The 25,499-nt window shown below is 67.8% G+C and carries 25 protein-coding genes, 1 pseudogene and 1 riboswitch; of the genes and pseudogenes, 9 read left to right on the top strand and 17 right to left on the bottom strand.

What is annotated here, in order from left to right:
* Positions 1 to 58: 58 nt before the first annotated feature.
* The gene (locus Q0907_RS11730) at positions 59 to 1,369 is read right to left on the bottom strand and encodes an amidohydrolase (protein WP_299344848.1); all 1,311 of its coding nucleotides are present in this window, start codon (positions 1,367 to 1,369) and stop codon (positions 59 to 61) included.
* A gap of 150 nt (positions 1,370 to 1,519) precedes the next feature.
* Between Q0907_RS11730 and Q0907_RS11735 the strand changes: the two genes are divergently transcribed.
* Positions 1,520 to 2,857: an APC family permease gene (locus Q0907_RS11735; RefSeq protein WP_299344850.1), complete on the top strand. Its 1,338-nt coding sequence runs from the start codon at positions 1,520 to 1,522 to the stop codon at positions 2,855 to 2,857.
* A 122-nt stretch (positions 2,858 to 2,979) separates the two neighbouring features.
* Here the strand turns inward: Q0907_RS11735 and purU are convergent, their stop codons facing one another.
* From purU to Q0907_RS11790, 11 genes and pseudogenes are all read right to left on the bottom strand, one after another.
* Complete coding sequence (gene purU, locus Q0907_RS11740; protein WP_299344853.1) at positions 2,980 to 3,831, bottom strand: formyltetrahydrofolate deformylase; 852 nt, start codon at positions 3,829 to 3,831, stop codon at positions 2,980 to 2,982.
* Between the two features lie 19 nt (positions 3,832 to 3,850).
* Positions 3,851 to 4,168 carry a hypothetical protein gene (locus tag Q0907_RS11745; RefSeq protein ID WP_299344856.1) on the bottom strand — a complete coding sequence of 106 codons (318 nt, stop codon included), beginning with the start codon at positions 4,166 to 4,168 and terminating at the stop codon, positions 3,851 to 3,853.
* A gap of 67 nt (positions 4,169 to 4,235) precedes the next feature.
* The gene (locus Q0907_RS11750; RefSeq protein WP_299344859.1) at positions 4,236 to 5,501 is read right to left on the bottom strand and encodes a serine hydrolase domain-containing protein; all 1,266 of its coding nucleotides are present in this window, start codon (positions 5,499 to 5,501) and stop codon (positions 4,236 to 4,238) included.
* An 80-nt stretch (positions 5,502 to 5,581) separates the two neighbouring features.
* Entirely contained in the window at positions 5,582 to 5,998 is a 417-nt protein-coding gene (locus Q0907_RS11755; protein WP_299344862.1) for an acyl-CoA thioesterase, read from the bottom strand.
* 171 nt (positions 5,999 to 6,169) lie between these two features.
* A complete protein-coding gene (locus Q0907_RS11760; protein WP_299344864.1) occupies positions 6,170 to 7,189 on the bottom strand; it encodes a ribonucleotide-diphosphate reductase subunit beta in 1,020 nt (339 codons plus the stop codon).
* Positions 7,190 to 7,420: 231 nt separating this feature from the next.
* On the bottom strand, positions 7,421 to 9,772 hold the full coding sequence (locus tag Q0907_RS11765; RefSeq protein WP_299345242.1) for a ribonucleoside-diphosphate reductase subunit alpha: 2,352 nt from the start codon (positions 9,770 to 9,772) through the stop codon (positions 7,421 to 7,423).
* Positions 9,773 to 10,044: 272 nt separating this feature from the next.
* Positions 10,045 to 10,267: riboswitch (cobalamin riboswitch) on the bottom strand.
* A gap of 65 nt (positions 10,268 to 10,332) precedes the next feature.
* Positions 10,333 to 10,893 carry a hypothetical protein gene (locus Q0907_RS11770; RefSeq protein WP_299344866.1) on the bottom strand — a complete coding sequence of 187 codons (561 nt, stop codon included), beginning with the start codon at positions 10,891 to 10,893 and terminating at the stop codon, positions 10,333 to 10,335.
* A 56-nt stretch (positions 10,894 to 10,949) separates the two neighbouring features.
* Complete coding sequence (locus Q0907_RS11775) at positions 10,950 to 12,314, bottom strand: VOC family protein (RefSeq protein ID WP_299344868.1); 1,365 nt, start codon at positions 12,312 to 12,314, stop codon at positions 10,950 to 10,952.
* Positions 12,315 to 12,388: 74 nt separating this feature from the next.
* Positions 12,389 to 13,252, bottom strand: coding sequence for a sterol desaturase family protein (locus Q0907_RS11780; protein ID WP_299344870.1), 864 nt, complete (start codon positions 13,250 to 13,252; stop codon positions 12,389 to 12,391).
* 54 nt (positions 13,253 to 13,306) lie between these two features.
* Positions 13,307 to 13,423: pseudogene (locus Q0907_RS11785) on the bottom strand (hypothetical protein); the annotation flags it as partial.
* A 235-nt stretch (positions 13,424 to 13,658) separates the two neighbouring features.
* Positions 13,659 to 14,183, bottom strand: coding sequence for a hypothetical protein (locus Q0907_RS11790; RefSeq protein WP_299344873.1), 525 nt, complete (start codon positions 14,181 to 14,183; stop codon positions 13,659 to 13,661).
* Positions 14,184 to 14,376: 193 nt separating this feature from the next.
* On the opposite strand from Q0907_RS11790, the gene ompR reads away from it, so the two are divergent.
* Genes ompR through Q0907_RS11805 form a run of 3 tightly spaced genes read left to right on the top strand, consistent with a single transcriptional unit; the run spans position 14,377 to position 17,290 of the window.
* Entirely contained in the window at positions 14,377 to 15,096 is a 720-nt protein-coding gene (ompR, locus tag Q0907_RS11795) for a two-component system response regulator OmpR (protein ID WP_299344876.1), read from the top strand.
* Complete coding sequence (locus Q0907_RS11800) at positions 15,093 to 16,358, top strand: ATP-binding protein (protein ID WP_299344879.1); 1,266 nt, start codon at positions 15,093 to 15,095, stop codon at positions 16,356 to 16,358. The genes ompR and Q0907_RS11800 overlap by 4 nt, the downstream gene beginning before the upstream one ends.
* A 26-nt stretch (positions 16,359 to 16,384) precedes the next feature.
* On the top strand, positions 16,385 to 17,290 hold the full coding sequence (locus Q0907_RS11805) for an alpha/beta hydrolase (RefSeq protein ID WP_299344882.1): 906 nt from the start codon (positions 16,385 to 16,387) through the stop codon (positions 17,288 to 17,290).
* A gap of 143 nt (positions 17,291 to 17,433) precedes the next feature.
* On the opposite strand, the gene Q0907_RS11810 is transcribed toward Q0907_RS11805, so the two are convergent.
* The 4 genes from Q0907_RS11810 to Q0907_RS11825 form a co-directional block, all read right to left on the bottom strand.
* Positions 17,434 to 18,105, bottom strand: a complete 672-nt coding sequence (locus Q0907_RS11810) for a hypothetical protein (RefSeq protein ID WP_299344885.1) — start codon at positions 18,103 to 18,105, stop codon at positions 17,434 to 17,436.
* Positions 18,106 to 18,171: 66 nt separating this feature from the next.
* Positions 18,172 to 18,921 (bottom strand): NAD-dependent deacylase, encoded by a 750-nt coding sequence (locus Q0907_RS11815; RefSeq protein WP_299344888.1) that lies wholly within the window; start codon positions 18,919 to 18,921, stop codon positions 18,172 to 18,174.
* Positions 18,922 to 18,924: 3 nt separating this feature from the next.
* Entirely contained in the window at positions 18,925 to 20,055 is a 1,131-nt protein-coding gene (zapE, locus tag Q0907_RS11820) for a cell division protein ZapE (RefSeq protein ID WP_299344891.1), read from the bottom strand.
* Positions 20,056 to 20,075: 20 nt separating this feature from the next.
* Positions 20,076 to 20,735 (bottom strand): CocE/NonD family hydrolase, encoded by a 660-nt coding sequence (locus Q0907_RS11825; RefSeq protein ID WP_296278630.1) that lies wholly within the window; start codon positions 20,733 to 20,735, stop codon positions 20,076 to 20,078.
* 187 nt (positions 20,736 to 20,922) lie between these two features.
* On the opposite strand from Q0907_RS11825, the gene Q0907_RS11830 reads away from it, so the two are divergent.
* The 3 genes from Q0907_RS11830 (at position 20,923) to Q0907_RS11840 (ending at position 23,735) form a co-directional block, all read left to right on the top strand.
* Positions 20,923 to 21,840: an AEC family transporter gene (locus Q0907_RS11830; protein WP_299344893.1), complete on the top strand. Its 918-nt coding sequence runs from the start codon at positions 20,923 to 20,925 to the stop codon at positions 21,838 to 21,840.
* Between the two features lie 194 nt (positions 21,841 to 22,034).
* The gene (locus tag Q0907_RS11835; RefSeq protein ID WP_299344896.1) at positions 22,035 to 23,192 is read left to right on the top strand and encodes a hypothetical protein; all 1,158 of its coding nucleotides are present in this window, start codon (positions 22,035 to 22,037) and stop codon (positions 23,190 to 23,192) included.
* Positions 23,193 to 23,249: 57 nt separating this feature from the next.
* Complete coding sequence (locus Q0907_RS11840; protein ID WP_299344898.1) at positions 23,250 to 23,735, top strand: MgtC/SapB family protein; 486 nt, start codon at positions 23,250 to 23,252, stop codon at positions 23,733 to 23,735.
* Positions 23,736 to 23,931: 196 nt separating this feature from the next.
* Here Q0907_RS11840 and Q0907_RS11845 read toward each other — a convergent pair whose 3' ends face one another.
* A complete protein-coding gene (locus Q0907_RS11845) occupies positions 23,932 to 24,102 on the bottom strand; it encodes a hypothetical protein (protein WP_299344901.1) in 171 nt (56 codons plus the stop codon).
* Positions 24,103 to 24,305: 203 nt separating this feature from the next.
* On the opposite strand from Q0907_RS11845, the gene Q0907_RS11850 reads away from it, so the two are divergent.
* The gene (locus Q0907_RS11850) at positions 24,306 to 24,899 is read left to right on the top strand and encodes a hypothetical protein (RefSeq protein ID WP_299344904.1); all 594 of its coding nucleotides are present in this window, start codon (positions 24,306 to 24,308) and stop codon (positions 24,897 to 24,899) included.
* A gap of 322 nt (positions 24,900 to 25,221) precedes the next feature.
* A complete protein-coding gene (locus Q0907_RS11855) occupies positions 25,222 to 25,440 on the top strand; it encodes a hypothetical protein (RefSeq protein WP_299344907.1) in 219 nt (72 codons plus the stop codon).
* The last annotated feature ends 59 nt before the right edge of the window (positions 25,441 to 25,499 follow it).

The raw sequence follows: 25,499 nt of genomic DNA on the forward strand, positions 1-25,499 counted from the left end.
TTCGTCGCCCCTCACCCGCCTTCGGCACCCTCTCCCCGCAGGCGGGGAGAGGGGGACATCAAGGCGAGCGCAGGTAATCCAGCGCCACCTGCAGCATCGCCTGGCTGCCGGTCTGCAGCGCCTGTTCGTCGAGCAGGAACTGCGGCGAATGATTGATCGGTGCGGTGGCCGGATTGATCCCCTTCGACGTCGAGCCGACGAAGAAGTAGAAACCGGGCACCGTGTTGGCGAACTGCGAGAAGTCTTCGGCCACGGTCACCAACGGCATCTCGACCACGTTCGCCGCGCCCACCGCCTTTTCCAGCGACGGCCGTACGCGCTGGGTGAGCGCAGGCTGGTTGATGGTGGCAGGCGCGTTGTTGGCGACCTTCAGTTCGGCGCTGCCGCCACTGGCGTGCGCGTAGTCGTCGGCGATGCGGCGGAAACGCGCGATCACGTCCTCGCGCACGGTCGGGTCGAAGGTGCGCAGCGTGCCGACCAGGGTCGCTTCGTCCGGAATGATGTTGAAGCGCACGCCGGCCTGGAACTGGCCCGCGGTCAGCACCACCGGGCTGGTGGCGATGTTCACCTGCCGCGCGATCATGCTCTGCGTGCCCAGCAGGATCTGCGCGCCCAGGGTGATCGGGTCCACGCCATCCCACGGCCGCGAGCCATGCGTCTGCTTGCCCTTCACCACCAGCGACCACTCGTCCGCCGCCGCCATCAGCGGCCCGCTGCGATAGCCCACGCTGCCGACCGGCAGGCCGGCCCAGACGTGCAGGCCGAACACGGCATCGGGGGTGAAGTCCTTGAACACGCCGTCCTGCAGCATCAGCGCCGCGCCGAACACCGCGCCCGCGACCGGCGGGCCCTCTTCCGCCGGCTGGAACACGAACATCACTTCGCCGGCGAGTTCGTCCTTCGCGGCGACGAGCGCCTGCGCCACGCCCATCAGGATTGCGACGTGCGCATCGTGGCCGCAGGCGTGCATCACGCCGACCGGCTGGCCACGATATTCGGCTTTCACCTTCGACGCGAAAGGCAGGCCCGTCTGTTCGGTCACCGGCAGCGCGTCCATGTCGGCGCGCAGGGCGATGCGCGGGCCGAGTTTTGTGCCTTTCAGCACCGCGACCACGCCGGTCTTGCCGACGCCGGTGCGCACCGTGAGGCCCAGCGAGCGCAGGTGATCGGCGACCCGCTTGGCGGTGCGCGTTTCCTGTTCGCCGAGTTCGGGATGCTGGTGGAGGTCGCGCCGCCACTGCACGAGCTGGGGCTGCGCGCGCTCCAGCGCCGCGAACGCCGTGGCGTCCTGTGCCCGCGCTGCGTCCGTGCCTGCCAGCGAGACCGTCGCGACGAGCACGGCGGCGAACAAACGATGGGCGCGAAGCATGGCGGCATCCGGGACAGACGGGGAGCACGATGCTAGCCCGGGCGGCGCGTGCGTCCAATGGCAAATCACCATGAGCGCATGCGTGCGCGTTGCTCGCATTCGCCACGCGCGCGTGGCAGGCTCGCAGGCCACTGGAGAGCGCCCCTGCCCATGACCCGAGACGCCGATCCCGCTTCTTCCCGTCCGCTGCAGGGCGATGCCGCGCTGTTGCGCGCGGTGGGCAGCCTGGCGCTGGCCGCGGCCGTCATCAACATCATCGTCGGTGGCGGCATCTTCAAGATGCCTGCGGCGCTGTCGGCGCAGGTCGGCGCCGCCGCGCCGCTGGCGTTGCTGGCCGGTGCCGTGGTGATGGTGCCGGTGGCGTTGTGTTTCGCCGCCATCGGCAGCCGGGCCTCCGCCACCGGCGGACCCTATACCTATGTCAGCGCGGTGTTCGGCACGCTGCCGGGCTTCCTGGCTGGCGCGCTGATGTGGATCTGCAACGTGGCCTCCAGTGCCGGCGTCGCCGCGGCGCTGTCGCTGCAGGCCGCCAGTCTGTGGCCGGTCTTCGACGCGCCCCTGCCGCGCGCGCTGCTGCTGCTGGGCGTGTATGCCGCGATCTATGCGCTCAATGCCTTCGGCGTGAAGCTGGGTGCACGCGCGGTGATGGCGTTGGCGACGTTGAAGCTGGTGCCGCTGTTCCTGCTGGTGATCGTTGGCCTGGCCTTCGTCGATACCTTGCACGTCAGCTTCGCCTTCGCCGACGTGCCCTCGTGGACCGCGCTGGGCGCAGCGATGGTGATGGTGGTGTTCGCGTACTCCGGCGTGGAAACCGCGCTGATTCCCGGCGGCGAAGTACGCGACCCTTCGCGCAGCGTGCCGCGCGCGGCATTGAGCGCGATCCTGCTGGTGGTGCTGCTGTACCTCGGCCTGCAGATCGTCTGCCAGGGTGTACTGGGCCCGGCCCTCGCGACCAGCAGCGTGCCGATCGCCGAAGCCGCGGGTCGGTTGTGGGATCCGGCGCGCATCGCCCTGCTGGTGACCGCGTGCATCTCGATGGCGGGCTTCCTGCTGGGCAACCTGCTGGGGTCGTCCCGGCTGCTGTTCGCGCTGGGGCGCGATGGCTACCTGCCGCAGGCCTTCGCTCGCGTCAGCGCCACCCATCGCGTGCCGCTGCTGGCGCTGGCCACGCATGCCGGCATCGCCTGCCTGCTGGCGGTGGTCGGCAACTTCGAAGCCTTGGTGCTGATTTCCGGCGGCGCGGTCTGCCTGGTGTACGTGATGGTCTGCGTGGCCGCGTGGCGGGCGCAGCGCACCGACCTGCGCGAGCGTGGTGCACCGTTCGTCCTGCGCGGCGGTCCGCTGGTGCCGGGGCTGGCGGTGGTTGGCATGGTCGCCATCCTCACCACGTTGAGTACGCGCGAGTGGACGGCGATCGGCGTGGCGGTGGTGGTGTTGGCCGCGATTTACGCGGTGCTGGTCGGGCTGCGGCGGCGCGTCGGAAGCTGAGTTCCAGACGAGGCAGGAAGGCTGATTGTGGGAGCGACGTAAGTCGCGAGCTCTTCCTCTGGTAGCACCAAAAGCTCGCGACTTACGTCGCTCCCACGTCGGGTATTCCTACTCCGGGCAGCCTAGCGGAACACCACCGTCCGGTGCCCGTTGAGCAGGATGCGGTGCTCCACGTGGCGGCGCACCGCGCGGGCCAGCACCAGCGATTCGATGTCGCTGCCCATCCGTACCAGTTCCTTAGGCGTCATCGCATGGTCCACGCGCGCGACATCCTGTTCGATGATCGGACCTTCATCGAGGTCGCGCGTCACGTAATGCGCCGTCGCGCCGATGATCTTGACCCCGCGCGCGTGCGCCTGGTGGTACGGCTTGGCGCCCTTGAAGCTGGGCAGGAAGCTGTGGTGGATGTTGATAGCCCGTCCGGCCAGCGCATCGCACAGCGTCGGCGAGAGGATCTGCATGTAGCGCGCCAGCACGACCAGGTCGATCCGTTCGCGCTCGACCAGGTCGATGATGCGATGCTCCTGCTCTTCGCGGTGTTCGGCGGAGACCGGCAGGTGGTGGAAGGCGACGCCGTACGACTGGGCGAGCGGCGCGAAGTCGGCGTGGTTGGACGCGATGCAGGCGATCTCCACCGGCAATTGCCGGCTGTGCACGCGGAACAGCAGGTCGTTGAGGCAGTGACCCTGCTTGCTGACCAGCACCATCAGTCGCGCCTTGCGACTGGCGTCGTGGAGCTGCCAGTCCATGTTGAAGATTTCCGCGAGCGACGCGAAGCCTTCGTGCAGCACATCGATCTCGGCCGCGCCCGGCACGTCGAAATGCACGCGCAGGAAGAAGCGCCCGGATTCGTCGTCGCCAAACTGTTGCGCATCCAGGATGTTGCAGCCGGACTCGTACAGGAGACCGCTCACGCGATAGACGATGCCGGTGGTGTCCGGGCAGGAGAGGGTCAGGATATGGTCGCGGCGCATGCGGGGTTCGGATCGGGTGTCATTCGCAGCGTGCGGCGGTGATGCGGTTCTGCGCGTCGATGTAAACGCGCAGGCGGTCGTTGCGGGTGTCTTTCTTCACGGCCGTGGTGGGGCCGATCGGGTTGACCAGACCGGCGCCGCTCTCGCTCGACAGGCGCTTCAGCGTCGCTTCGTCCGCCGGTTGGCCCACGGCCCAGTCCAGCGAGGCATCGCGGCAGCTGCCGCTGCCGGCGACCTGCGGGCCGGGCGTGCTGACGCAGGCGGACAAGGCCAGGGAACCGGCAACGATGCCGAGGCTGCGACAGAAGCAACGAAGGGACGGACGGGGGAAAGCCATGGCAGCGTCTCCGGGGCAGTGAGGATCGCTGTTTAGCACATTGTCGACAGGCCCGCAGTGGCCGTGCCTACAGGTCGAACGCCAGCAGGTCGTGTCCCGTCGCGGCACGTACCACGCGCCGGTACAGCACGTTGCCGCTGCCGCCGTTGGTCAGCGCGACCAGCGCACGCTCGCCGGCAAGATCGCCGAGGGCGAAATTCTTGAAGATGTTGCCGTTGCTGCCCGAGTGGTAGAACACCGGGCCGCGCGGGGTGCTTTCAAGATTCCAGCCCAGGCCCTTGTCGGTCCAGCGGCCCGGCACGTCGATCTGCTTGCTCAACATCGCGCGGCGCGTCGCCTCACTGATCTGCCAGGGTGCGCGCGGCGCGCGCACCATCAGCGCCATGAATCGCGCGTAGTCGGTGGGCGTGGTGCGCAGGCTGGCGGCCGCGTTGGCCAGGATGTCGCCGGGCCAGTTCACCAGGCCCTTCGGCGTGATGGCCTGCACGTCCGGCAACGCGCGCTCTGCGTCTTCGTAACGCCATGCGGACAGCGGCTTGCCCCAGCGGTCCGCGACGGTCTGTGCCGCGTTCCAGGTGTCGCGCAGCATCTGCGGCGGCATGCCGGTTTCCTCGTCCTCGACGGCGCGATGGCCGTAGACCGAACGCGCGGCGAGATCCTTGCTCCACGTATAGCTGCTGTCGCGCATGCCGGCCGGACCGAACAGCAGGCGCTGCATCGAGTCGTCCAGGCTCTCACCCGTGAGCTTCTCCACGACCAGCTGCAGCCAGAAGATCGCTTCGCCCGAATAGTCGATGCGCGTGCCGGGCTTCACCGCCGGCACGAGCTTCTCGTGGGCCGGGTCCTTGCGCCAGTTCGGCATGCCGGTGGAATGGCGCAGCACGTCGCGCGCGGTGACCAGGTCCACCCACGGATGGTCGGCCAGGTAGTCCATCCGCCGATAGCGCACCAGCGGCACATCGAGATCGATCACGCCCTGGTCAGCCAGTTGCAGCACCAGATAGGCGAACACCGGCTTGCTGAGCGAGGCGTCCTCGAACAGCGTGTCGTCGGCCACCGGCGTCCGCGTTTCCGCATTCAGCACGCCAAGGTTGCGCGACCACACGACTTCGCCGCGCTCGACCACGGCAATGCCGATGGCGGGCACGCGCAGCGCCTGCATCAGTCGCGGCAGGTCGGCGAGGAAGGCATCGGGCGGGATCCAGTTCGCCTCATCGTCGCAGGCGGCGGCGGTCGCAAGATGCGGCCACGCGCAGGCGATGAACGGTGCAGAGGCCAACGTGGCCAGCCAGCGGCGACGCTGCGGGGAGGACGGGGCGGTATTCGGCGTCATGTCGGCTGCACGTGGAGGGCACATGCACAAGGATGACGAACGACGATACGGAACCCCGCGCATCGGGTGCGCAGGCCCGGTCAGTCCTGCGCGATGGCGGGCGGCAGCGGCGGCGCCTGTGTCGGCCGCCCCAGCGGATCGAGCGCGATCATCACGAAGTGGCCGCGCGTGCACAGCTTCCGCTCGCCGGTCAGCAGGTTCTCGGTGATGACTTCCACGTCCACGTTCATCGAGCTGCGGCCGACTTTCACCACGCGCGCCACCACTTCGACCAGGTCGCCCTTGTGGATCGGCTGGTTGAAGTCCACCTGTTCCGAGCGTGCGGTGACAACGGTGGTGCGCGCATAACGCGACGCGGCGATGAAGGCCGACATGTCCATCCACGCCAGCGCCTGGCCGCCGAACAGCGTGCCCAGGTGGTTGGTGTGGTCGGGGAAGACCATGTGCAGCAGGCGCGCCTCGGTCGGGAGCGCTTCGGCGTTGGCCAGTTCGGTCATGGTGGTGCTCCGGTTCGCGTACTCCCGGCGGGAGCATAGCGCAGGCCCTGTGGGAGCGACGTGAGTCGCGACAGGGCGAAAGAAGCACCCCGTCGCCCTTCGGATGCCACGACGACGTGTCGTTGCCGCGATCGCGACTTACGTCGCTCCCACGTCAGCCATCGTCACGCCTCAGAACGCGTGGTCGAAGCCGACCTCGCCCTGCACGCCCAGCTGGTAGGCGGACACGCGGCGCTCGAAGAAGTTGGTCAGCTCCTGCACGTCCTGCAGCTCCATGAAGGGCAGCGGGTTGCGCACGTCGTAGCGCTTGGGCATGCCGAGCTTGGCGAAGTGCTGGTCCGCGCAGTGCTGAAGATACTGGCGCATGTCGCGCGTGGAGATGCCGGCCACGCCGCCGGACAGCACGTCCTCGGCGAACTGTACCTCGCACTCGATCGCTTCTTCGAGCATGTCGTAGACCTGCTGCTGCATGACGTCGTCGAACAGGTCCGGTTCTTCCTCGCGCACGGTGCGCACGCACTCGAACGCGAACTCCATGTGGCAGCTCTCGTCGCGGAACACCCAGTTGGTGCCACTGGCCAGGCCCGGCAACAGGCCGCGCGAGCGGAAGTAGTACACGTAGGCGAACGCGGCGAAGAAGAACAGGCCCTCGATGCACGCGGCGAAACAGATCTGGTTGAGCAGGAACTGCCGGCGCTGGTCGCGCGTCTCGATCCGCTTCATGTCCTGCAGCGAATCGATCCACTTGAAGCAGAAGTCGGCCTTCTTCTTGATTGCCGGGATGTTCTCCACCGCCGCAAACGCCTTGAAGCGCTCCGACGGGTCGGGCAGGTAGTTGTCCAGCAGGGTCAGGTAGAACTGCACGTGCAGTGCTTCTTCGTAGAGCTGCCGCGACAGGTACATGCGCGCTTCGGGCGCGTTGAGGTGCTGGTAGAGGTTCAGCACCAGGTTGTTCGACACGATGGAATCGCCGGTGGCGAAGAAGGCGACCAGCCGGTGGATCAGGTGGCGGTCGGCCGGCGTCATCTTCGAGTGCAGGTCGGTGATGTCGATCTGGAAGTTGATCTCCTCCACCGTCCACGTGTTCTTGATGGCGTCGCGGTACATGTCATAGAACAGCGGGTAGCGCATCGGGCGCAGCGTCAGTTCGAAACCGGGGTCTAGCAGCATCTGCTTGGGGTGTACGGACATGGTGCGGTGGTCTCTTGGTTCCTTCTCCCTCCGGGAGAAGGTGCCCGTAGGGCGGATGAGGGTGCGGCAAAGGCAGCGGCGGCGACACGTCGTGACGCCGCCGTACCCTCACCCCAACCCCTCTCCCGGTGGGAGAGGGGCTCGATCAAGAAAGGTGGCGCGTCCTTGCGCCGGGAACGTCCGTGTTCCTGTTCCAGGGGTCGTCGGCCGGAGCCGGCGCAGGGGGAGCGGTTACTGGCAGGCCTCGCAGGCTTCGGGGTTCTCGAGCGAACACGCAATCGCCTCCGTAGGCGTGTACTCGCGCTGCGGCGCGGTGACCGCTGCGCTGCTGACCGTGGTCTTGGCGATGCGGGTGGCCGGGCGCGAGCGCAGGTAGTAGGTGGTCTTGATGCCCCGCTTCCACGCGTACATGTACATCGACGACATCGCACCGATGTTCGGGCTTTCCATGAACAGGTTGAGCGAGGCCGACTGGTCGATGAAGGCGCCACGGTCGGCGGCCATGTCGATCAGCGAGCGCATCGGCAGTTCCCACGCCGTGCGGTAGACCTGCTGCAACGTTTCCGGGATCTGCGCGATGCCCTGGATGGAGCCTTCCGCCAGCTTGATCGCGTCGCGTGTTTCCGGCGTCCACAGGCCCAGTTTCTTCAGCTCGTCCACCAGGTAGCGGTTGACCTGCAGGAAGTCGCCCGACAGCGTCTCGCGCTTGAACAGGTTGGACACCTGCGGCTCCACGCATTCGTAGCAGCCGGCGATCGAGGCGATGGTGGCGGTCGGCGCGATCGCGATCAGCAGCGAGTTGCGCAGGCCGTGCTCCTTGATGCGCGCGCGCAGCGCGTCCCAGCGTTCCGCGTTCTCCGGAACCACGTTCCAGGCATCGAACTGCAGCTCGCCGTTGGCGGCGCGGGTATCGGCGAAGGATGGATGGCGGCCGCGCTCCTGCGCCAGTTCCACCGACGTTTCCAGCGCGTGGAAGTAGATGGTCTCGGCGATCTTCGCCGACAGCGCGCGCGCCTCGGCGCTGTCGAACGGCAGGCGCAGCTTGAAGAACACGTCCTGCAGGCCCATGCAGCCCAGGCCTACCGGGCGCCAGCGCAGGTTGCCGCGGCGCGCGGTCTCGATCGGATAGAAGTTCAGGTCGATCACGCGGTCCAGCTGGCGCACGGCCAGGCGCACGGTCTCGGCCAGCTTGTCGAAATCGAACCAGGTGCGGCCGGTCTCGGGATCGCTATCGAAATGGCGCCCCAGGTTGATTGATCCCAAATTGCACACGGCGGTCTCTTCCGCCGAGGTGACCTCGAGGATCTCGGTGCACAGGTTCGACAGGTGGATGACGTTGCCCGCACGCAGGGTCTGGTTGCTGGCGGCGTTGCACTTGTCCTTGAAGGTCATCCAGCCGTTGCCGGTCTCGGCCAGCGTGCGCATCATCCGGCCGTACAGCTTGCGGGCGGACGTGGTCTTCATCGCCTTGCCCTGCGCTTCGGCCTGCGTATACGCCAGCTCGAAGGCGGCGCCGTACAGGTCGGTCAGTTCCGGCACCACGCGCGGATCGAACAGCGACCATTCCTGGTCGGCCTCGACGCGCTTCATGAAGAGGTCCGGCACCCAGTTGGCCAGGTTAAGGTTGTGGGTGCGGCGGGCTTCGTCGCCGGTGTTGTCGCGCAGTTCGAGGAAGTCCTCGATGTCCGCGTGCCAGGTTTCCAGGTATACGCAGGCCGCGCCCTTGCGCTTGCCGCCCTGGTTGACCGCCGCGACCGAGGAATCCAGCGTCTTCAGCCACGGCACGATGCCGTTGCTGTGGCCGTTGGTGGACTTGATCAGCGAGCCGCGCGAACGCACGCGCGTATAGCTCACGCCGATGCCGCCGCTGAACTTGCTCAGCTGGGCGATGTCACCGTACTTGGCGTAGATGGATTCCAGCGTGTCCTGCGGCGAGTCCAGCAGGAAGCACGACGACAGCTGCTCGTGCGTCGTGCCGCTGTTGAACAGCGTCGGCGAGCTGGGCAGGTAGTCCAGGTTGCCCATGCGGCGGTACAGCGCCAGCGCTTCCGGCACGTCCTCGCTCAGCGCGCATGCGATGCGCAGGAAGAACTGCTGCGGCGTCTCGATGACCTTGCGCGTGTGCGGGTGGCGCAGCAGGTAGCGGTCGTACAGCGTGCGCAGGCCGAAGTAGTCGAAGTGCAGGTCGAGCGACGCGTCCAGCGCGTCGTTGAGCTTGCGCGCATTGGTCTGCACGAAGTTCAGCAGGCGGTCGTTGATCAGGCCGACCTCGTGGCCACGCGTCACCGACTGCGAGAATGCATGGATCTCCTGGCCGGTCACTTCCTTGGCGATGTAGGCGGCCAGCAGGCGCGCGGCCAGTCGGCTGTATTCGGGTTCTTCGCCGGTCAGCAGCGCGGCGGTGCGGATCGACAGTTCGTCCAGTTCGCGCGTGCTGGCGCCGTCGTACAGGCCGGAGATGGTGCGCGTGGCCACGCGCATCGGATCGATGGCGTGCAGGCCTTCGCAGTTGCGCTGTACGGCGCGCACGATCTTGTTGAGATCCACCGGCTCGCGGCCGCCGTTGCGCTTGGTCACGCTCATCGCGGTGGCGGTGGGCGGCGGGGTCAGCGAGAACGCGTCCTTCTGGGACGGAGTGGTGCCGGCGTCGGCGACGGCGCTGTCGGTCTGGGTCACGAGATTCCTCCATGCGTGGTGCACGCGGCGGCCCGTCCCTCGCGGGGCTGCGCAAGGCCGGATGGAGGATCACAGTGGGAAAGCGGCGTCGCAGGAGACGCGACCGCGCAGACGGACTGCGGGCGCCCTGCTTCGCCAGCCCTCTCCCCCCGGAGATTCCGCGGCCGGCACCGCGCGGTGTGCATCGCGCGGCTGTCGGCAGGTCTTCGGACTCATGGGCGCGAAGGGCGAGCCTTCTTCCTACGTCCGCCGCTTCCCGAGGCATGGGGCCTCAGTGCTGTGTGGCGGGTTCGTTCCCAATTACCGCTGCGGGGCAGTGCCGGAGTGGCGCGAACGCGTCACCGGCTTCCCGTTTTAATCCCGTGGCTTGCGACCACCGGAACCGACGGCCACAAGATAGTGGGGGTATACAGAAGCGTCAACACCAAATGTTGTGTGGAACAGCAGACCTTGGCGGGGCGCGGGTTTCACGGTTCCGAGCGTCGGATACGCCGACGGGCACCTGCCTCTGCGGAGCGCGAAATCACCAACTCCCCGATGCACGCCGGCCGCGCCTGTTCCGGGATGGCGACCACACGTGAGCCGCTGACGATGCCTTCGAACGCGATCATCGCTTGATCGGGTTCTGCAACACCCGCTACGCGAGGCACCAGCCTATGGCGGCGAGCGAAATCCCTGACAGACGAGCAGCTATCCGTCTTTTCCTCAAGCAGGAAGCTCACCGAGACAATCCCATCCCTGTCGCGACCCGCTAGGTGCACGGATACTTCTTCGACCTCCTTCGCGCTGCGGTTCGGTGGAATATCGAAGATCCGTCCGGCGCCGAAACGGCGCGTGCTGACCGCCTTCCTGTCCAGATCCGCATACCTGCCCAAGTCGCCGAGCGTGAGGTCCGGCGCCAGTCCTAGGCTCAGAAGCTCTTCCGCCAGTGCCGAGTTCGCTTTCCCGGGCTTAGGTCCCGTTTCCGCAGCGTCGGCCGAGCAGGTCAGGGCTGCCAGGAACAGGAAGCGTGGGATGCGATAGGCCATTCTCATACCTTCAAAGGATGGTGCGCTTTGCACGCGTTTCCGCAAGCTTTCCGCACTCAGCCGCGCAGCGCCGCGATCGACGCGTCCTGCGCCTGCGCGTACAGGGCGAACGGGTCGTGGATCTTCGCGCCGAGTGCGGTTTCGAACGCGTCCTGGTTGGCATGCGCGTCGTACGCGCGTTGTTCACCGCCGCCGAGGTTGGACTGGAAGATGCCCGCCGCGCTGACCGGCAGGAAGTCTTCGTAGATGATCGGATCGACGACGGCATGACCGGCATCGACCAGAGCGTCGGGCGTCATCGCCGCGCGCTCGGCCGCCGGCAATGCGGCGCCCGTGTCGGTCAGGCGGTAACGGAAGTAGCCCAGGCCTTCGCGGCGCAGCGTGGTCTCGTCATCCGGGAACGCCGCGAACGCCGCCGCCAGCCGCTGCGGATAGTCGGCCGACGTGTTGCCGGCGCCGCCCGCCTGGCGCACCTGCGCGAGCAGGCGGTCGTACAACTCGCGGCCGGCCGGGGTCAGCGCCAGGCCGCGCTGCTCGATCTCGCCGAAGCGCGCGCTGTGGCTGCCGGGCACGAGCGTGCCGGTGGCGTCGGGGAAGGCGACTTCCTCTTCCAGCGCCTTGAAGCTGGTCTGGCGCAGCAGGATCGGCACGGCACGGCGCGGCGGACCCTCGATCAGGGCCTTGGCCTGGATGCCGCGTTCCAGCATCGCGGCCTGCGCGGCGTCGATGTCCAGCGTGCGCGGGGTGAGGTGGTTGATGTGCGGGCCGCGGAAGCTGACCACGTCGGCCACCAGGCGGTGCAGGCCGTGCAGCGCGCGGTAGGTCTCCAGCGAGACGGTCGCATCGCCATGCCAGCGGAAGGTTTCCAGCACTTCGGCGACGAAGCGCTGCGCATCGGTGTCGTCCAGTCCGCCGTCCTGTTCGGCTTGCGCGACCAGCGCGCGCGCGTCGGCGGTGAAGATGTCGCGGCGGGCCAGGATCGCTTCGGCCTCGGCGCGCAGCGCGGCGTCGGCGATCAGCTCCAGCCGCAGCAGCGAGGTGAAGATGCGGAACGGGTTGGCGGCCAGCGCCTCTTCCGTCAGCGGGCGGAACGCGGTCGCGTGCACCGGCACCCCGGCCACGGTCAGGTCGTAGTAACCCACCGGGTGCATGCCCATCAGCGCGAACACGCGCCCGAGCATCGCCAGCTCGGCCGGCGTCCCGACGCGGATCGCGCCGTGGCGCTCCAGGTCCAGGCGTCCGGTCTCGCTGGTGCGCTGCAGCCGCTCGGCCAGCGCAGGATCGCGTTGCAGCGTGTCGGCATTGATGTCGCCGACCAGCGTGATCAGGTCGCCATACAGCGGCACCTCGGCGCGGTACATGTCGGACATGGCCTGGGCGAACAGGCCGCGGATGCGGTCGGGCGAAACGAAGGCGGTCATGGGATTCTGCGTGCGGGCGGCGTGGGGCCGCCGGGGGCGCGTATTGTCGCCGCCCGCGCCCGCCCGGGCCACTCTCAGTGCCCCTGGCGAACCTTTTTCCCGCTTCCCGGGAGGTATCCGGGCGGGCCGAACAGCGTCATGGCGACCTGCCTGATGCCACGCGTACGGCGCAGGTCGCGGGCCAGCTTCACCCAGGCATGGAACGCGATCTTCACCGGGTTGTAGCTGTGTACCGGCTCCACCAGGCCGTAGCGGATCGGCACGCCGGGACGTTCCTCGCGACAGGTGCCGAACAACCGGTCGAACACGATCAGCACGCCGCCGTAGTTGCAGTCCAGGTATTCCGGATTGCTGGCGTGGTGCACGCGATGGTGCGACGGCGTGTTGAAGACGAACTCGATGGCGCGCGGCAGGCGCGGCACCAACTCGGTGTGCAGCCAGTACTGGTACAGCAGGTTCAGTGCCAGCGCGCCGACCACGTACGGCACCGGAAAGCCCAGCCAGACCAGGGGGCCGAAGAACACCGCCGCGCCGGTGAGCTTGCTGGTCCAGCCGAGGCGGTAGGCGGTGGACAGGTTGTACTGCTCGGCCGAGTGGTGCACCGAATGGTTCAGCCAGAACCATCGCACGCGGTGGTCGGCACGGTGCATCGCGTAGTAGCAGAGCTCCTGGCCGAGGAAGAGCGCGATCCAGTGCCACGCCTGGTCCATCGCGATCGTGGTCACGCGGAACTCCCGGATCGCGAACAGCAGCACGCCGACGATGCCGCCCTGGATCACCAAGCCCGTCAGGGCGCGGCCCACGGCATCGCCGAAGGACGCCCAATATCCCTTCCAGTCGTAGCGCACACCTCGCCGCGCGAGCCACGCGGCTTCCATCGCCGCGATCAGCGCGAACACCAGTAGCGGCAGTCCGACGAAGACGCGCATGCGGTCCATGGCGCGGCCCTACCGCCCGCGCCGTTCGGCGAGCTTCTCGCCCGCTGCGCGCATTTCGTCGGGCGAAAGCTTGCCGTCGCCGTTCGCATCCAGGGTATCGAAGCGCTTGGCGATGCGCGGCAGCTTGGCGTCGGCCTCGGCCTTGTCGATCAGGCCGTCGCCGTTGGCATCGGCGGCTTTGAGGCGTTCCTGCAGCGTGGCTTTCTGTTCGTCGGTCAGGGTGCGCTGCTGCGCGTGGGCCGGCGCCACCAGCGAGAACACCGACAGGGCGGTGGCGAAGGGAAGCAGGATGGTTCGGGACATGGCGTTCTCCAGGACGTGAAGGAAGGTGCAGGCGCGACGGGTGGGAGGGCGTCCATGCGGCATAGGGGGTGCCTGCCGTCGCGCCTGCAGAAAGGTGTGGTCGTCAGTGGCCGCGCGGGCAGGCGATGGTCTCGCCGCTGGCGTTGGTGCAGGTGCCCGTGTGCGACACGGTGCCGCCGGATACCGTGGTGCTGCCGGTGTAGCTGTTGCCGTTCGCGCCGGTGGCGGTGGTGTTGCGTGCGCCGGTCACGTTGCCGTCCGCATCGCGGCTGATGCCGCCGGTGGTGCTGGCGGTGCCGCCGTTGGGTCCGTTCGCGTAGGCGCTGCCCTGGCGGCCGGCACTCCCATCGGCATTGCGGTAGGCGCTGCGGTCGTAGCCGGCACTACCGCCGTTGGCACCGCTGATGGCGCCGCTGCGTGCGGCAGTGGCATTGCCCTGGCCGTCGGCCTGCCAGCTGCGCTGGCGCTGGCTGTCGAAGCGCGCATTGCTGCGCTCGACTGCGACATTGCCGCCTTGTGCGGTGCGCTGCACGGCACGGCTGCGCTCGCGGGCTTCGGCATGGTCGGCGAACAGGGTGCTGGCGCACAGGGCGAAGGTGGCGGCGATCAGGAGCGGGGTCTTGCTCATGGTGGAATCCTCGTTGGGGTGCGGGATGGCCGCATGGGGAAACAGCGGCAGGGCCACGGTAGGGCGGGCAACGCGGGAAGGTGTGTCGCGGTTGACAGCAGATGTGTCTGCCGGCCGCGCTCGAAACATCTGCTTACAAACAGGCCGTCGGCGGGGTTTGCCGGGCGTCGCGGCGGCGGGCGATAGTGGCTCCATGGAAGACGCCCTGCCCCGTGTGCTGCTGGTCGACGATGACGTGCGTTTGCGCGAGCTGCTGCAGCGCTACCTGCAATCGCAGGGCTTCGACGTGCGCGGCGCCGGCGACGGCGCACAGATGCGGCAGGCACTGGATCGCGGCCACTTCGACCTGATCGTGCTCGACCTGATGCTGCCCGGCGAAAACGGCCTGGAGCTGTGCCGCCGCCTGCGCGGCCAGGGCGACGCGACGCCGATCGTGATGCTGACGGCGAAGGGCGATGAGATCGATCGCATCGTCGGGCTCGAAATCGGCGCCGACGACTATGTGCCCAAGCCGGTGAACCCGCGCGAGCTGCTGGCGCGCATCCGTTCGGTGCTGCGACGTACGCGTCCGGTGCCCGGTGCACCGCAGGCCGACGGCGGCGAGGTGGTGTTCGGGCCTTTCACGCTCGACCTGGGCCGGCGCGAACTCACCCGCGACGGTGTGCTGCTGCGCCTGACCAGCGGCGAGTTCGCGGTGTTGTCGGTGCTGCTGCGGCATCCGCGCCAGCCGCTCAGCCGCGACCGCCTGATGAGCCTGGCGCGCGGCCGCGAGCACGAGGCGTTCGAACGCAGCATGGACGTGACCATCGCGCGCCTGCGCCGCCTGCTGGAAAACGATCCTCGCCAGCCGCGCCTGATCCAGACGGTGTGGGGCGTGGGCTATGTGTTCGTGCCGCCGGAGGCCACGCCATGAGGTCGCCATTGCCCCGCAGTGTGTTCGGCCAACTGGCGCTGGTGATCACCCTGGTGCTGATCGGTGCGGGCGTGCTGGCGGTCCTGCTCGGCCGCGAGCTCGCCACGCGGCCTGCCGCCGACCAGTTGCTGCGCGCGATGCAGGGCTTCGCCGAGGTGGTCGAAGCACTCGACCAACACCAGCCGCATGCGCGCACGGTCGCGCAGCTGCGGGCGGCCGGGCTGGAGGTGCGCAGCACGCCGCCCGCCGATGCCCGGCCGCGCTTCGCCCCCTTGCTGCGCGAACTGCGCGAGCAGGCCGTCGGCACGCTGGGCGACGGTCGCGAACTGCGGATGGACGCCGGCCGCGGCTTGCGCGTCATCTGGCTGAAACCCGCCACGCGCGAACCGCTGTGGGTGTCGTTCGCGTACGACCGCCCCGGTACCGGCATGCGCCGCTTCTCGGTGCTGATGCTGGTGGGCTGCGTGGTGCTGGTCTGGCTGGCCGCGGCGTACTTCGCCCGTCGGCTCGTACAACCGCTACGCCAGCTCGCCGCGGCCGCGCCGGCCATCGTGCGGGGCGATGCACCGCCGCCGGTCCATGCACGAGGCCCGCGCGAGGTCGCGGACCTGGCGCAGGCGCTGGGTGACGCCAGCCGCGACGTGCGCGCGGCGGCGGAAGAGCGCGCACTGCTGCTGGCCGGCATCTCGCACGACCTGCGCACGCCGCTGACGCGCCTGCAGTTCGCCCTGGAGATGGTGCCGGACACCGATCCGGAACTGACCCGCAGCATGCATCGCGACATCGCCGAGATGGACGCCATCCTCGGCCAGTTCATCGCGTTCGCGCGCGATGGCCGCGACGAGGGCAGCGAGACCGTCGACCTCGCCGCGATCTGTCGGCATGCGGTTGCCGCAGCGTCGAAAGCATGGCGCGTCGACCTGCCCGAGCACGCCCTGCTGCCCGGCAAGCCGATGGCGCTGCTGCGCGCGGTCGAGAACCTGCTGGTCAACGCCGAGCGGCATGGCGCGTTGCCGTTGTCGCTGCAGCTGTGGGCAGAAGGACTGGCCTGGGTGGTCGAGGTGGCCGATGGCGGCCCCGGCCTCTCCGCCGAAGCGGCCGAGCGCGCGCGCCAGCCTTTCGTCCACGACCAGGCGGGCGGCGGCAGCGGCCTGGGCCTGCCGATCGTCGACCGCGTGGCGCGCCAGCACGGCGGCGAACTGCGCCTGCTGCCGAATACCCCCCACGGCCTGCGCGCCCAGCTGGTGCTGCGCGCGGGTTGAACCGGACGTCCCCACGAGGTGATGCGATGAAGACGCTGTTCCGTACCGGCCTGCTGGCCTGTGCCTTGTTCGCCGTGCTGCCGCTGGCCGCGCAGACCTTCCGTGAGCGCCTGCAGGAGATGCGCGATGCGTCGCGCCAGCCCGCAGCGCGTGCGCCGACGCTGCCGGCCGGCGCACGCGCCGTCCGCGATGTGTCCTACGGCAACGATCCGCGCCAACGCTACGACGTCTACCTTCCCGCGCAACCGCAACGCGCGCCGGTGATCCTGTTCGTCCACGGCGGCGGCTGGGCCAACGGCAACAAGGACAACCCGGGCGTGGTCGAGAACAAGGCGGCGTACTGGTTGCCGAAAGGCTATGTGCTGGTCTCGATCAACTACCGCATGCGTCCCGATACCGCGCCGCTGGATCAGGCGCGCGATGTGGCGCGCGCGCTGGCCGACGTGCAGAAGCGCGCGCCGTCATGGAACGCCGATCCGGCGAACGTGATGCTGATGGGCCACTCGGCCGGCGCGCACCTCGCCGCACTGGTGGGTGCGTCGTCCACGCTGTGGCGCGACGCGGGGGCCGCCCGTCCGCGCGGTGTGGTCTCGCTCGACAGCGGCGCGCTCGACGTGCCGCTGACGATGAAGAAGCCCCCACTGCCGCGCATCTATGATGCAGCGTTCGGCCGAAATCCGGCCGACTGGATCGCCGCCTCGCCTTACCACCAGCTCACGCGCGACGCGGTGCCGATGCTGTTCGTCTGCTCGTCGCGGCGGCAGGACGCATGCCCGCAGGGGCGCGCGATGGCGAAGAAGGGGAAGGCGCTGGGCGTGGCGATGGAGGTGCTGCCGGAGGATCTCTCGCATGGCGAGGTGAATCGCAATCTCGGGTTGCCGACCGACTACACGAACACCGTTGACGCGTTCGTACGGCGTCATCTGCAGTAGTGCTCGGCGTGGGAGCGACGTAAGTCGCGATGGGGCTTTACCGATCGCCGATCGCGACTTACGTCGCTCCCACAAGAACCTGAGGCCGCGCTTCCCCCTCGCGCCGGTCCTCGTCCCTGTGGTGGTGGAGAGTGGAAAAGCCGTCAGCGAATGATCCGCACTGCACCTAGCGCCTCCTGCAACCGCGCACGCGCCATCGCTTCGTCGAAGGGCGGCGTCGCAGGCGGGTCGTAGACCTCTGGGCGGGTGCCGGCGACCAGCAGGTCGATGGCGATGCAGCGCTCGTTGCGCACCGACCGATAGGCATCGACCGACTGGTAATGGCTCATCGCAGCGTCGCTGGCACGGAAGTGACGGAATGCCTGGCCGTCGATGCGTACCTCATCGGGCGGTTCGGTGGTCGCGCCTTCCGGCGGGTCCAGGCAGGTGACGAGGGCGTGGCTGTCGGTGCTGGTGCCGATGCGCAATTCGGCGGCGGTGATCTTGTCCGATCCGTCCAGCACCAGCGCGACCAGCGGTTCGCCGCGCACGTCGGGGGCGGCGAAGGTCTTCCAGTCGCCGTTGGACAGATAGTCGCGGGTGAAGTCGCGGCGCAGCGCGAAGCCAGGCGTGGGCGCAAGCGCAATGCCGATGTCGTCGTCGGAGAACTGGAACTGTGGCGCTTCACGTCCCGTCACCGGCGGCGCCGGATCGGCGATCTCGGCCGCGGTCCGCGTTGCAGCATCAACCTCTTCCTGCTTCGGCGCATGGTCGCAGCCGACGAGGAGTGCGCCGGCAACGACGGCAAACAAGGGAATACGGACGATGGGTTTCATGGGAGATCTCCTCCGCAATGCTCGCGCCGAGTCTGGCAACTCGTGCGTGAAACCGGTGCCTGCGCTTCAGCCAACCAGCAAAGGCAAGGCCTGCGCTGCGGTCGCCCGCCAGACGAGGTCCACCTCCGTGGACAGCGCCGTCGGTTCCGGATTGATCTCCACCACGGTCGCGCCGTGGCGTCGCGCCAGTGCGGGCAGGCCGGCCGCGGGATACACCAGGCCCGACGTCCCTACCACCAGCATCAACGTGCAACGCTCGGCGGCATCCACCGCCGATGCCCACGCGTCGTCCGGCAAGGCTTCGCCGAACCACACCACGCCCGGTCGGATGCGGTCGCCGCACGCCGTGCAGCGCATCGGCTCGACACGCTGCACGCCTTCCATGTAGTCGTCGAGCATCGTGTGCGCATGGCTGCAGGCGAAGCAGCGCAGGGCGAACAGGCTGCCATGCACATGTGCCTCGACGACGCTGCCGGCGCGTTCGTGCAGGTCGTCAACGTTCTGGGTGACCAGCGACAGCGGCACGCGTTGCGCCAACTCCGCCAGTGCGCGATGGCCGGCATTCGGTTGCGCATGGCGTACGAGCTGCATGCGCCAGCGGTACCAGCCCCAGACCAGGGCGGGATCCTCGCGCCAGGCCTCGGCCGTCGCCAGCCGCATCGGATCGAAGCGCGACCACAGGCTGTCGTGCGTGCCGCGGAAGGTGGGGATGCCGCTCTCGGCCGACATACCCGCGCCGGTCAGCACGCAGAGCCGGCCACCCACGTTGATCGTCCTCTGCAGCGTGGAGGCGATCGCGGTCGGCACGGCGTCCATGGCTCAGGCCTTGTGCGGCGTGGCCAGGTATTCGGCGCTCTGCATCTCGATCAGGCGCGAGGCGGTGCGCTCGAACGCGCCCTGCAGGCGGGTGCCGGAGTACAACGCCGTGGGCGCTTCCGCGGCGGTGCAGACCAGGTTGACGTGGCGGTCGTACAGCTCGTCGATCAGGTTCACGAAGCGGCGCGCGGCATCCTCGTTCAGCGCATCGAAGCGCGGGATGCCGCCCAGCAGCACGGTGTTGAATTCGTGCGCCACCTCGATGTAGTCCGCCGTACCGCGTGGGCCTTCGCACAGTGCGGAAAAATCGAACCACGCGATGCTCTTGCCGCGCCCCCGCACCGGGATCTTGCGACTATCGATCTCGATGTTGCCGCCGTGCGCCGCCTCGCCGCCGCTGAGTTCGCGCCAGCGCATCGCCAGCCAGTCGTCGGCGGCACCGTCCAGCGGCGTGCGGTAGACGGGCGAGCGCGTCAGCGCGCGCAGGCGGTAATCCTCCTGCCCGTCGGAGCGCAGCACCGCGCAGTGCTGTTGCAGCAGTTCGATGGCCTGCAGGAAGCCCGCGCGTTGCAGGCCGTCCTTGTACAGGTTCTGCGGCGCGGTGTTGGAGGTTGTCACCAGCGTGATGCCCTCGGCGAACATGCGATCCAGCAGCCGCGCCAGCAGCATCGCATCGCCGATGTCGGTGACGAAGAACTCGTCCAGCACCAGTACGCGCAGCTTGCCGCGCACCTCGCGCACGATCTTCGCCAAAGGGTCGCTTTCGCCGGCATGCAGGCGCAGTCGCTCGTGCACGCCGCGCATGAAGCGGTGGAAGTGCGTGCGGTACTTGCCGCCACCCTCGCCGTGCGCCTTGTTCTGCGAGACCGAATATGTCGGCAGCGGCAGGCTGTTGTAGAACAGGTCGACCAGGAAGGTCTTGCCGCGGCCCACTTCGCCCCAGTAGTACAGGCCCTTCACCGGCTCCGGCGCCTTGCCGAACAATCGACCGAACAGGCCGGGCGCGCCGTCGTCGGCGAGCAGCGCGGTGTGGATGCGGTCCAGCTCGGCCAGCGCAGGATGCTGCGCGGGGTCGTCCTGCCACTGGCCCTGCGCCGCGCCGCGCGCATACACCTGCGAAGGCGCCGCGGCCATGTTTCCGGCGTCGTCCGTCGTCACGCCGGCACGTAGCCTTTCATCGCGTGCTTGATGGCACCGCGCAGGTCCATCAGCTTGCGGTGGAAGAAGTGGCTGGTTTCCGGCATGCGGATCAGCTCCGGTGGCTGCTTCAGGGTATCGATCCAGTCGTAGACCGCCTGCGGCTCGACGATCTCGTCCTCTTCGCCCTGGATCACCAACCACGGACAGGTCGGCGGCACGATCGCATCGAAATCCCACCGGCCGGCGGGCGGCGCGATCGAGACCAGTGCGTCCGGCTGCAGCGCGTCCGTCGCGCGCAGCGACACGTACGCGCCGAAGCTGAAACCGGCCAGCCACAACTGCGTGCCCGGCCGCTGTTCGCGCACCCAGTCCACCACCGCGCGCAGGTCGTCCCTTTCACCGTCGCCATGGTCGAAGAATCCGGCCGAAGCGCCGGTGCCGCGGAAATTGAAGCGCACCGACACCGCGCCGAGTTCGCGCAGGCTGCGCGCGGCCATCACCACCACCTTGTTGTGCATGGTGCCGCCCTCCGTGGGCAGCGGGTGGCAGACCACGGCAGTGATGGGCGCAACGGGCTCGCCCTCCTCGGGCCAGTCGACATGGGCTTCCAGTGGCCCTTCAGGGCCTTCCAGGGTGATCGCGCCGGAGGTGGTGGGGAATGCGGGGTTGGTCATGCCGCCATGATAAGCCTTGCGTGTGCAAGGGGATGTCGCTTCCCCGCGGTCGGTCATTCCGGCGTGAACCGCCGTCGGCGATCGGACACCGACGGAATGAGGGGGGATCGCGCGTGCTACCAAGGTCCCGCAGCGCCCCGCGCAGCGCTGTGCGATCCTGCCGTCCCCACGTCGCGCCCGCTGCACCATGGCATTCGATGCCTTCGCCCTGATCCTGGCCCTGCTCGCCCTCGGCATGGTGTTCGCGCGCCTGCGCGTGTTCCCCGTGAATGCCGCCGACGTCCTCAACCGCGTGGTGCTGTACGTCTGCCTGCCCGCCGCCGTACTGATCTACGTGCCTCGCCTTCAGGTCGATGTGTCCGTGCTTGGCGTGGTGGCCACGCCGTGGATCCTGACGATCGCCACCCTGGCGCTGGTGGCCCTGGCGACGCGCGCGTTCGGATTCCGCCGCGACGAGCACGCCGTGCTGCTGCTGTGCGTGGCGCTGTGCAACAGCAGCTTCATCGGCTACCCGATGGTGCGCGCATTGCTGGGCGAACACGCGCTGCCGTACGCAGTGGTGTACGACCAGTTCGGCACCTTCGTGCTGCTCTCCACTTTCGGGCTTTACGTGCTGGCGCGTTACGGCGGCGACGCGCCGCCTACCCCGCGCGAGATCGGGCTGCGCATCGTGAAGTTCCCTCCGGTCTGGGCCCTGCTGGTCGCGCTGACGCTGATGCCGGCGCAGCCGCCGGCATGGATCGGCGCGGCGCTGAGGAATCTCGCTGATGCGATGTTGCCGCTGGTGATGTTGGCGGTCGGCCTGACCATCCAGCTGAAACTGCCGCGCGACGAAGTGAAGCCACTTGCCGTCGGCCTGCTGCTGCGGCTGCTGGTGATGCCTGCGCTCGCGCTGCCGCTGTCGCTCGCCTTCGGCATGTCGGGCGAGATGCTGCAGGCGAACGTGCTGGAGTCGGCCATGCCGCCGATGATCACCGCCGCCGCGCTGGCGATCTCACACCAACTCGCGCCGCGACTGGCCGCCGCGATGGTGGGCTACGGCATCCTGCTGTCGCTGGTGACGCTGCCGATGTGGGCGTGGGTGGTGGGACAGCTGGCGGCATAGGGGAGGTCGGGACCATGGCTATCGTCCGCGGGGAGGCGGGGTCCAGCGATGTCAGGCCACGGCACTCAGAGACGCTGCTTTCCGCGCGCGCAGCGATCACGGACAAGAGCGGGGCTGTCGGGAGGAGGGCGCAGCGCTGGCGTCCGGTACGGAGTTCATGCGAACGTGACCGCGGTTCCCGACAGGAGTGGGCGATGCGCACGAGAACAAGGCTGGCTTTGTGGCTGGGAATGATGGCGTCGGTGGTAGCGGCATCGCCCACCATCGCGCAGGAGGGCCCGCCTCCCGAGATACCGGGGCGGGTCGAGTCCGATCCGCAGTTGGCCGCCGCCAGTGAGGCATGGCATGGCGCCTGGCGCGCCAACGTAGAAGCACAGCTGCGCACGATTGCCGCGCGCGGTACGCCACGCGACCTGCTGGTCGCGGGATGGCTGTGGCCGATCGAGAACGATGACGCGCGCCGCCAGGAGAGCCGCAGCTTCTGGCGCCGCGAGGCGCGTGACTGGATCCAGGCCGCCTACGACGCATCTACCGGCGACGACCCATTGGTGGACTGGGCGTTGTTGAATGCCTGCCCGAAGAATGACGCGCGCTGTGATCGCGCGCAATTGCTGCAACGCCTGATGGCCGCCGATCCCGGGAACGCCGAGGTCCTGCTTGCCGCCTATCATGATGCCGCCGAGCGCAGGGACGGGAACGCCACCGAACGCTACTGGCAGGCAGCCGCCAATGCGACCCACTATCGCGGGCACGTCAACGACGTCGGCCTGCTGATGGCCTCGACGCTGAGACAGGTGCCGGCACCGCCACTGGATCCTGCGTTGGCGGCCGCGATGGGCGAGGACTTCGGAATCGGCCGGGCCGCCACGCCGCAGGATCTTGCGGACATGGCGGTGATGGGAATCAATGCGGCCATCGCGATGCCGAGCCTGTCGCCGGTCACGCAGCGGTGCCGGACGCAGGTCGAGGCGTTGCCGCTCCAGGCAAGATCCGCCTGCAAGCGCATCTACGCGCTGATGGCCGACGATGCCTCCATCCTGATCACGCGCGCCGTCGCGCTGCCGCAGCTGGTGCAGTGGGCCGATACCGATGTCGAACGTGCGGCCGCACGCGAACGCCTGCGCCGCTTCGCCTGGGTCTACGAGAACACGATGCTGCTGTACCAGCGTCCTGCGACCGCACGACAGCTGCCGGCCGACTACGTCGATGTGTTCCTGCGCGACGGCGAACTCGCCGCCATGCGCCGCCAGCTGCAGGCCAATGGCCTCGCCGGCGATCCGCCCGTCGGCTGGTTGCCCGACCGTCCGGACTACCGCGCCCTGCTGACGGACGGCCCGCCCAGCGCACCCTGACCGCTTTCGCATGGTCTTGACCGAGCCGGTGGAAGCATCTGCACCGGAGGTCTCGCCATGTTCGATGGATGGGAAGCACAGGCGCCGGTAGTCGCCCGCATCGCGTTCGCGATGTTGCTGGGAGGCGTCATCGGGCTCGAGCGCGAAATGAAGGACCGCCCCGCCGGTTTCCGCACGCATACGCTGGTCGCGGGCGCCGCCGCCATGCTGACCGGCATGGGCGACATGATGCTGGCGCAGGCGCACCATGACGCGCACGGCCGCGTGCAGATCGATCCGTTCCGGTTGGTGGAAGCGGTGATCGCCGGTGTCGCCTTCATCGGTGCCGGCACGATGATCGCCCACCGCGGCCGGGTGGTCGCCGGCATCACCACCGCCGCCTCGTTGCTGATGGTGGCGGTGATCGGCGTGGCGGTGGGCTTCGGCCACGGCTGGCTGGCCCTGATGGCTACGCTGCTGACGCTGGCCGTGCTTTCCGTATTGGCGTGGATGGAGCGCCGCGTGTCGCGGGGTTCGTCGAACGACGAAGACGCTCCGCGGTGATCGACGCTGCGGCTGTTGCTTGATCGTCACCAAGATTCTTGCGCCTCGCTACATCCTGCGCCTTGACGCGTGCTGGGCGGAAAGTGAACATCTGCCATCACCCCTTGATGGGGTCTGCCAAGCGCTGGGGCCCTTCATGAGCATCGCAGTTCTACTAGCGTTCTCCCTCGCTGCTGCGACGGGTCCAGAGCCTCCGCTATGCAAGGACACTGTGAGCAAGATCGAGCCAGACATGCAGATCCAATAATCCGACCTCGGTCGTCCTGCAGCCGCTGCGGCTGCAGGGAAGCTCCAGGACATGATTGATCGCGGACAGCTGAGTGGTGAGTTCCAGTTCGGTGTTCTCAACCAACTCAAGATCGTTCACGGCCATGTTCTGCTACAGCAAGCCCAGTCGGATCGGATTGAGTTCGGACCAGCCTCTCCTGAGGCTCAGGGCTCGACGACGGCACTATGTCGGTGGCTCAGCAATGAGGGCTTTTGGTATGACTAGCTGTCATCGGGAAGGGCCTGAGAATTCATTCAAACCGGCGCCGCTTCGTGGCGTGGCATGGTCCTCACTTAGCCTGCATGAAAACTGTCATCGCACTATCAGTGATTGGACTCGCCGGTTGCGCAAGTACTGCTTCCGTTGAGCCCCTTAACTGGTCATCTCTGGGTGACGGCTGTCATGACAGAGGCCTCTCTGAATTGCTTCTCTCGCCTGAGCACTTCGGCACAACGCTGAACCTCACAGACATCCGCATCGGTCGCCTTCCTGACGTTGGCAATGGTACCGGTCTAGTGGCCCACTTCCGCCGCGGACTGAATGGTGCTTTTGGTCAACCGACGAGAGAGCCACAACTATTCTTGGCCGTGGGAGATTGGAATAGAAGTTGCTCAGTTGTCCTCGAAATTGCTGATTGCCCTGAATCAACGGAGATCTACAACCAACTGGCCGCTCAGAGCATTCCGATTGGTCACGCATTTGATGATGCAACAGGCTTAACGGTGATACACGGCACTAAGTTCTTCCTCAGCGCACGTGACGGTCACTCCAACCAAATGAACTGGTCGTACGTGGGTAGCGAACATCGCTTGAGAGACCAGATCGACGCTACCCTTGACGACCTCAGTCAATGCGCAGCACCGGCTTCTGCCTCGTTCTCGATCTATACGCGCTAAGAATCGGTTCAATCCTAATCCGGTTCGCAGATCGGCATGACGCGCATCAGGCACGAGAGGCTTCTCGCATAGTTTCAACAGACCGCAGAAACCAACAAGGGGGAACTCAAACATGTTCGGCAAACTGATGACGGGTGTAGCGCTGGTGTGCGCGTAGCAATTCTGTAGCGCCCAGGAGACGGCGCCGGCTCCTGAGCCGCAAAGCCAGCAGGGAGGCATCTGTCTTTTTACCGCGACGCCACCGGCTGAGTTCTCATACGTCACGGTAAGGAAGCTGAAGTACGGGAAGGGCAGCTACGGAAGCATCAACGACATCCTTCCCATGGTCATCGCCGATGCCAGGGCGGCGGGTGCCGATGCGGTGATCCACTACAACGGCTCGCAGCGCTTCGGCTTCTGGCCCTGGCGGTTCGTCAGGCCCGTCGTGACCGGCACCGCCATCAAGTGGGAACCCGCGCGCGACATCGACTGCGCCGCTTCCGGCGGCCACTACAGCACGGGCACGCTGGTGGAAGCTCCGCCGCCGCACGGCGGCAAGTGAGCGGATCAGGCGCCGGAAGTACCGCCGCGTAGTACGTCCTTTGACGTGCGGCGCCCACA

This window comes from uncultured Pseudoxanthomonas sp. (genome assembly GCF_947498795.1).
In the GTDB taxonomy this organism is placed as follows: domain Bacteria; phylum Pseudomonadota; class Gammaproteobacteria; order Xanthomonadales; family Xanthomonadaceae; genus Pseudoxanthomonas_A.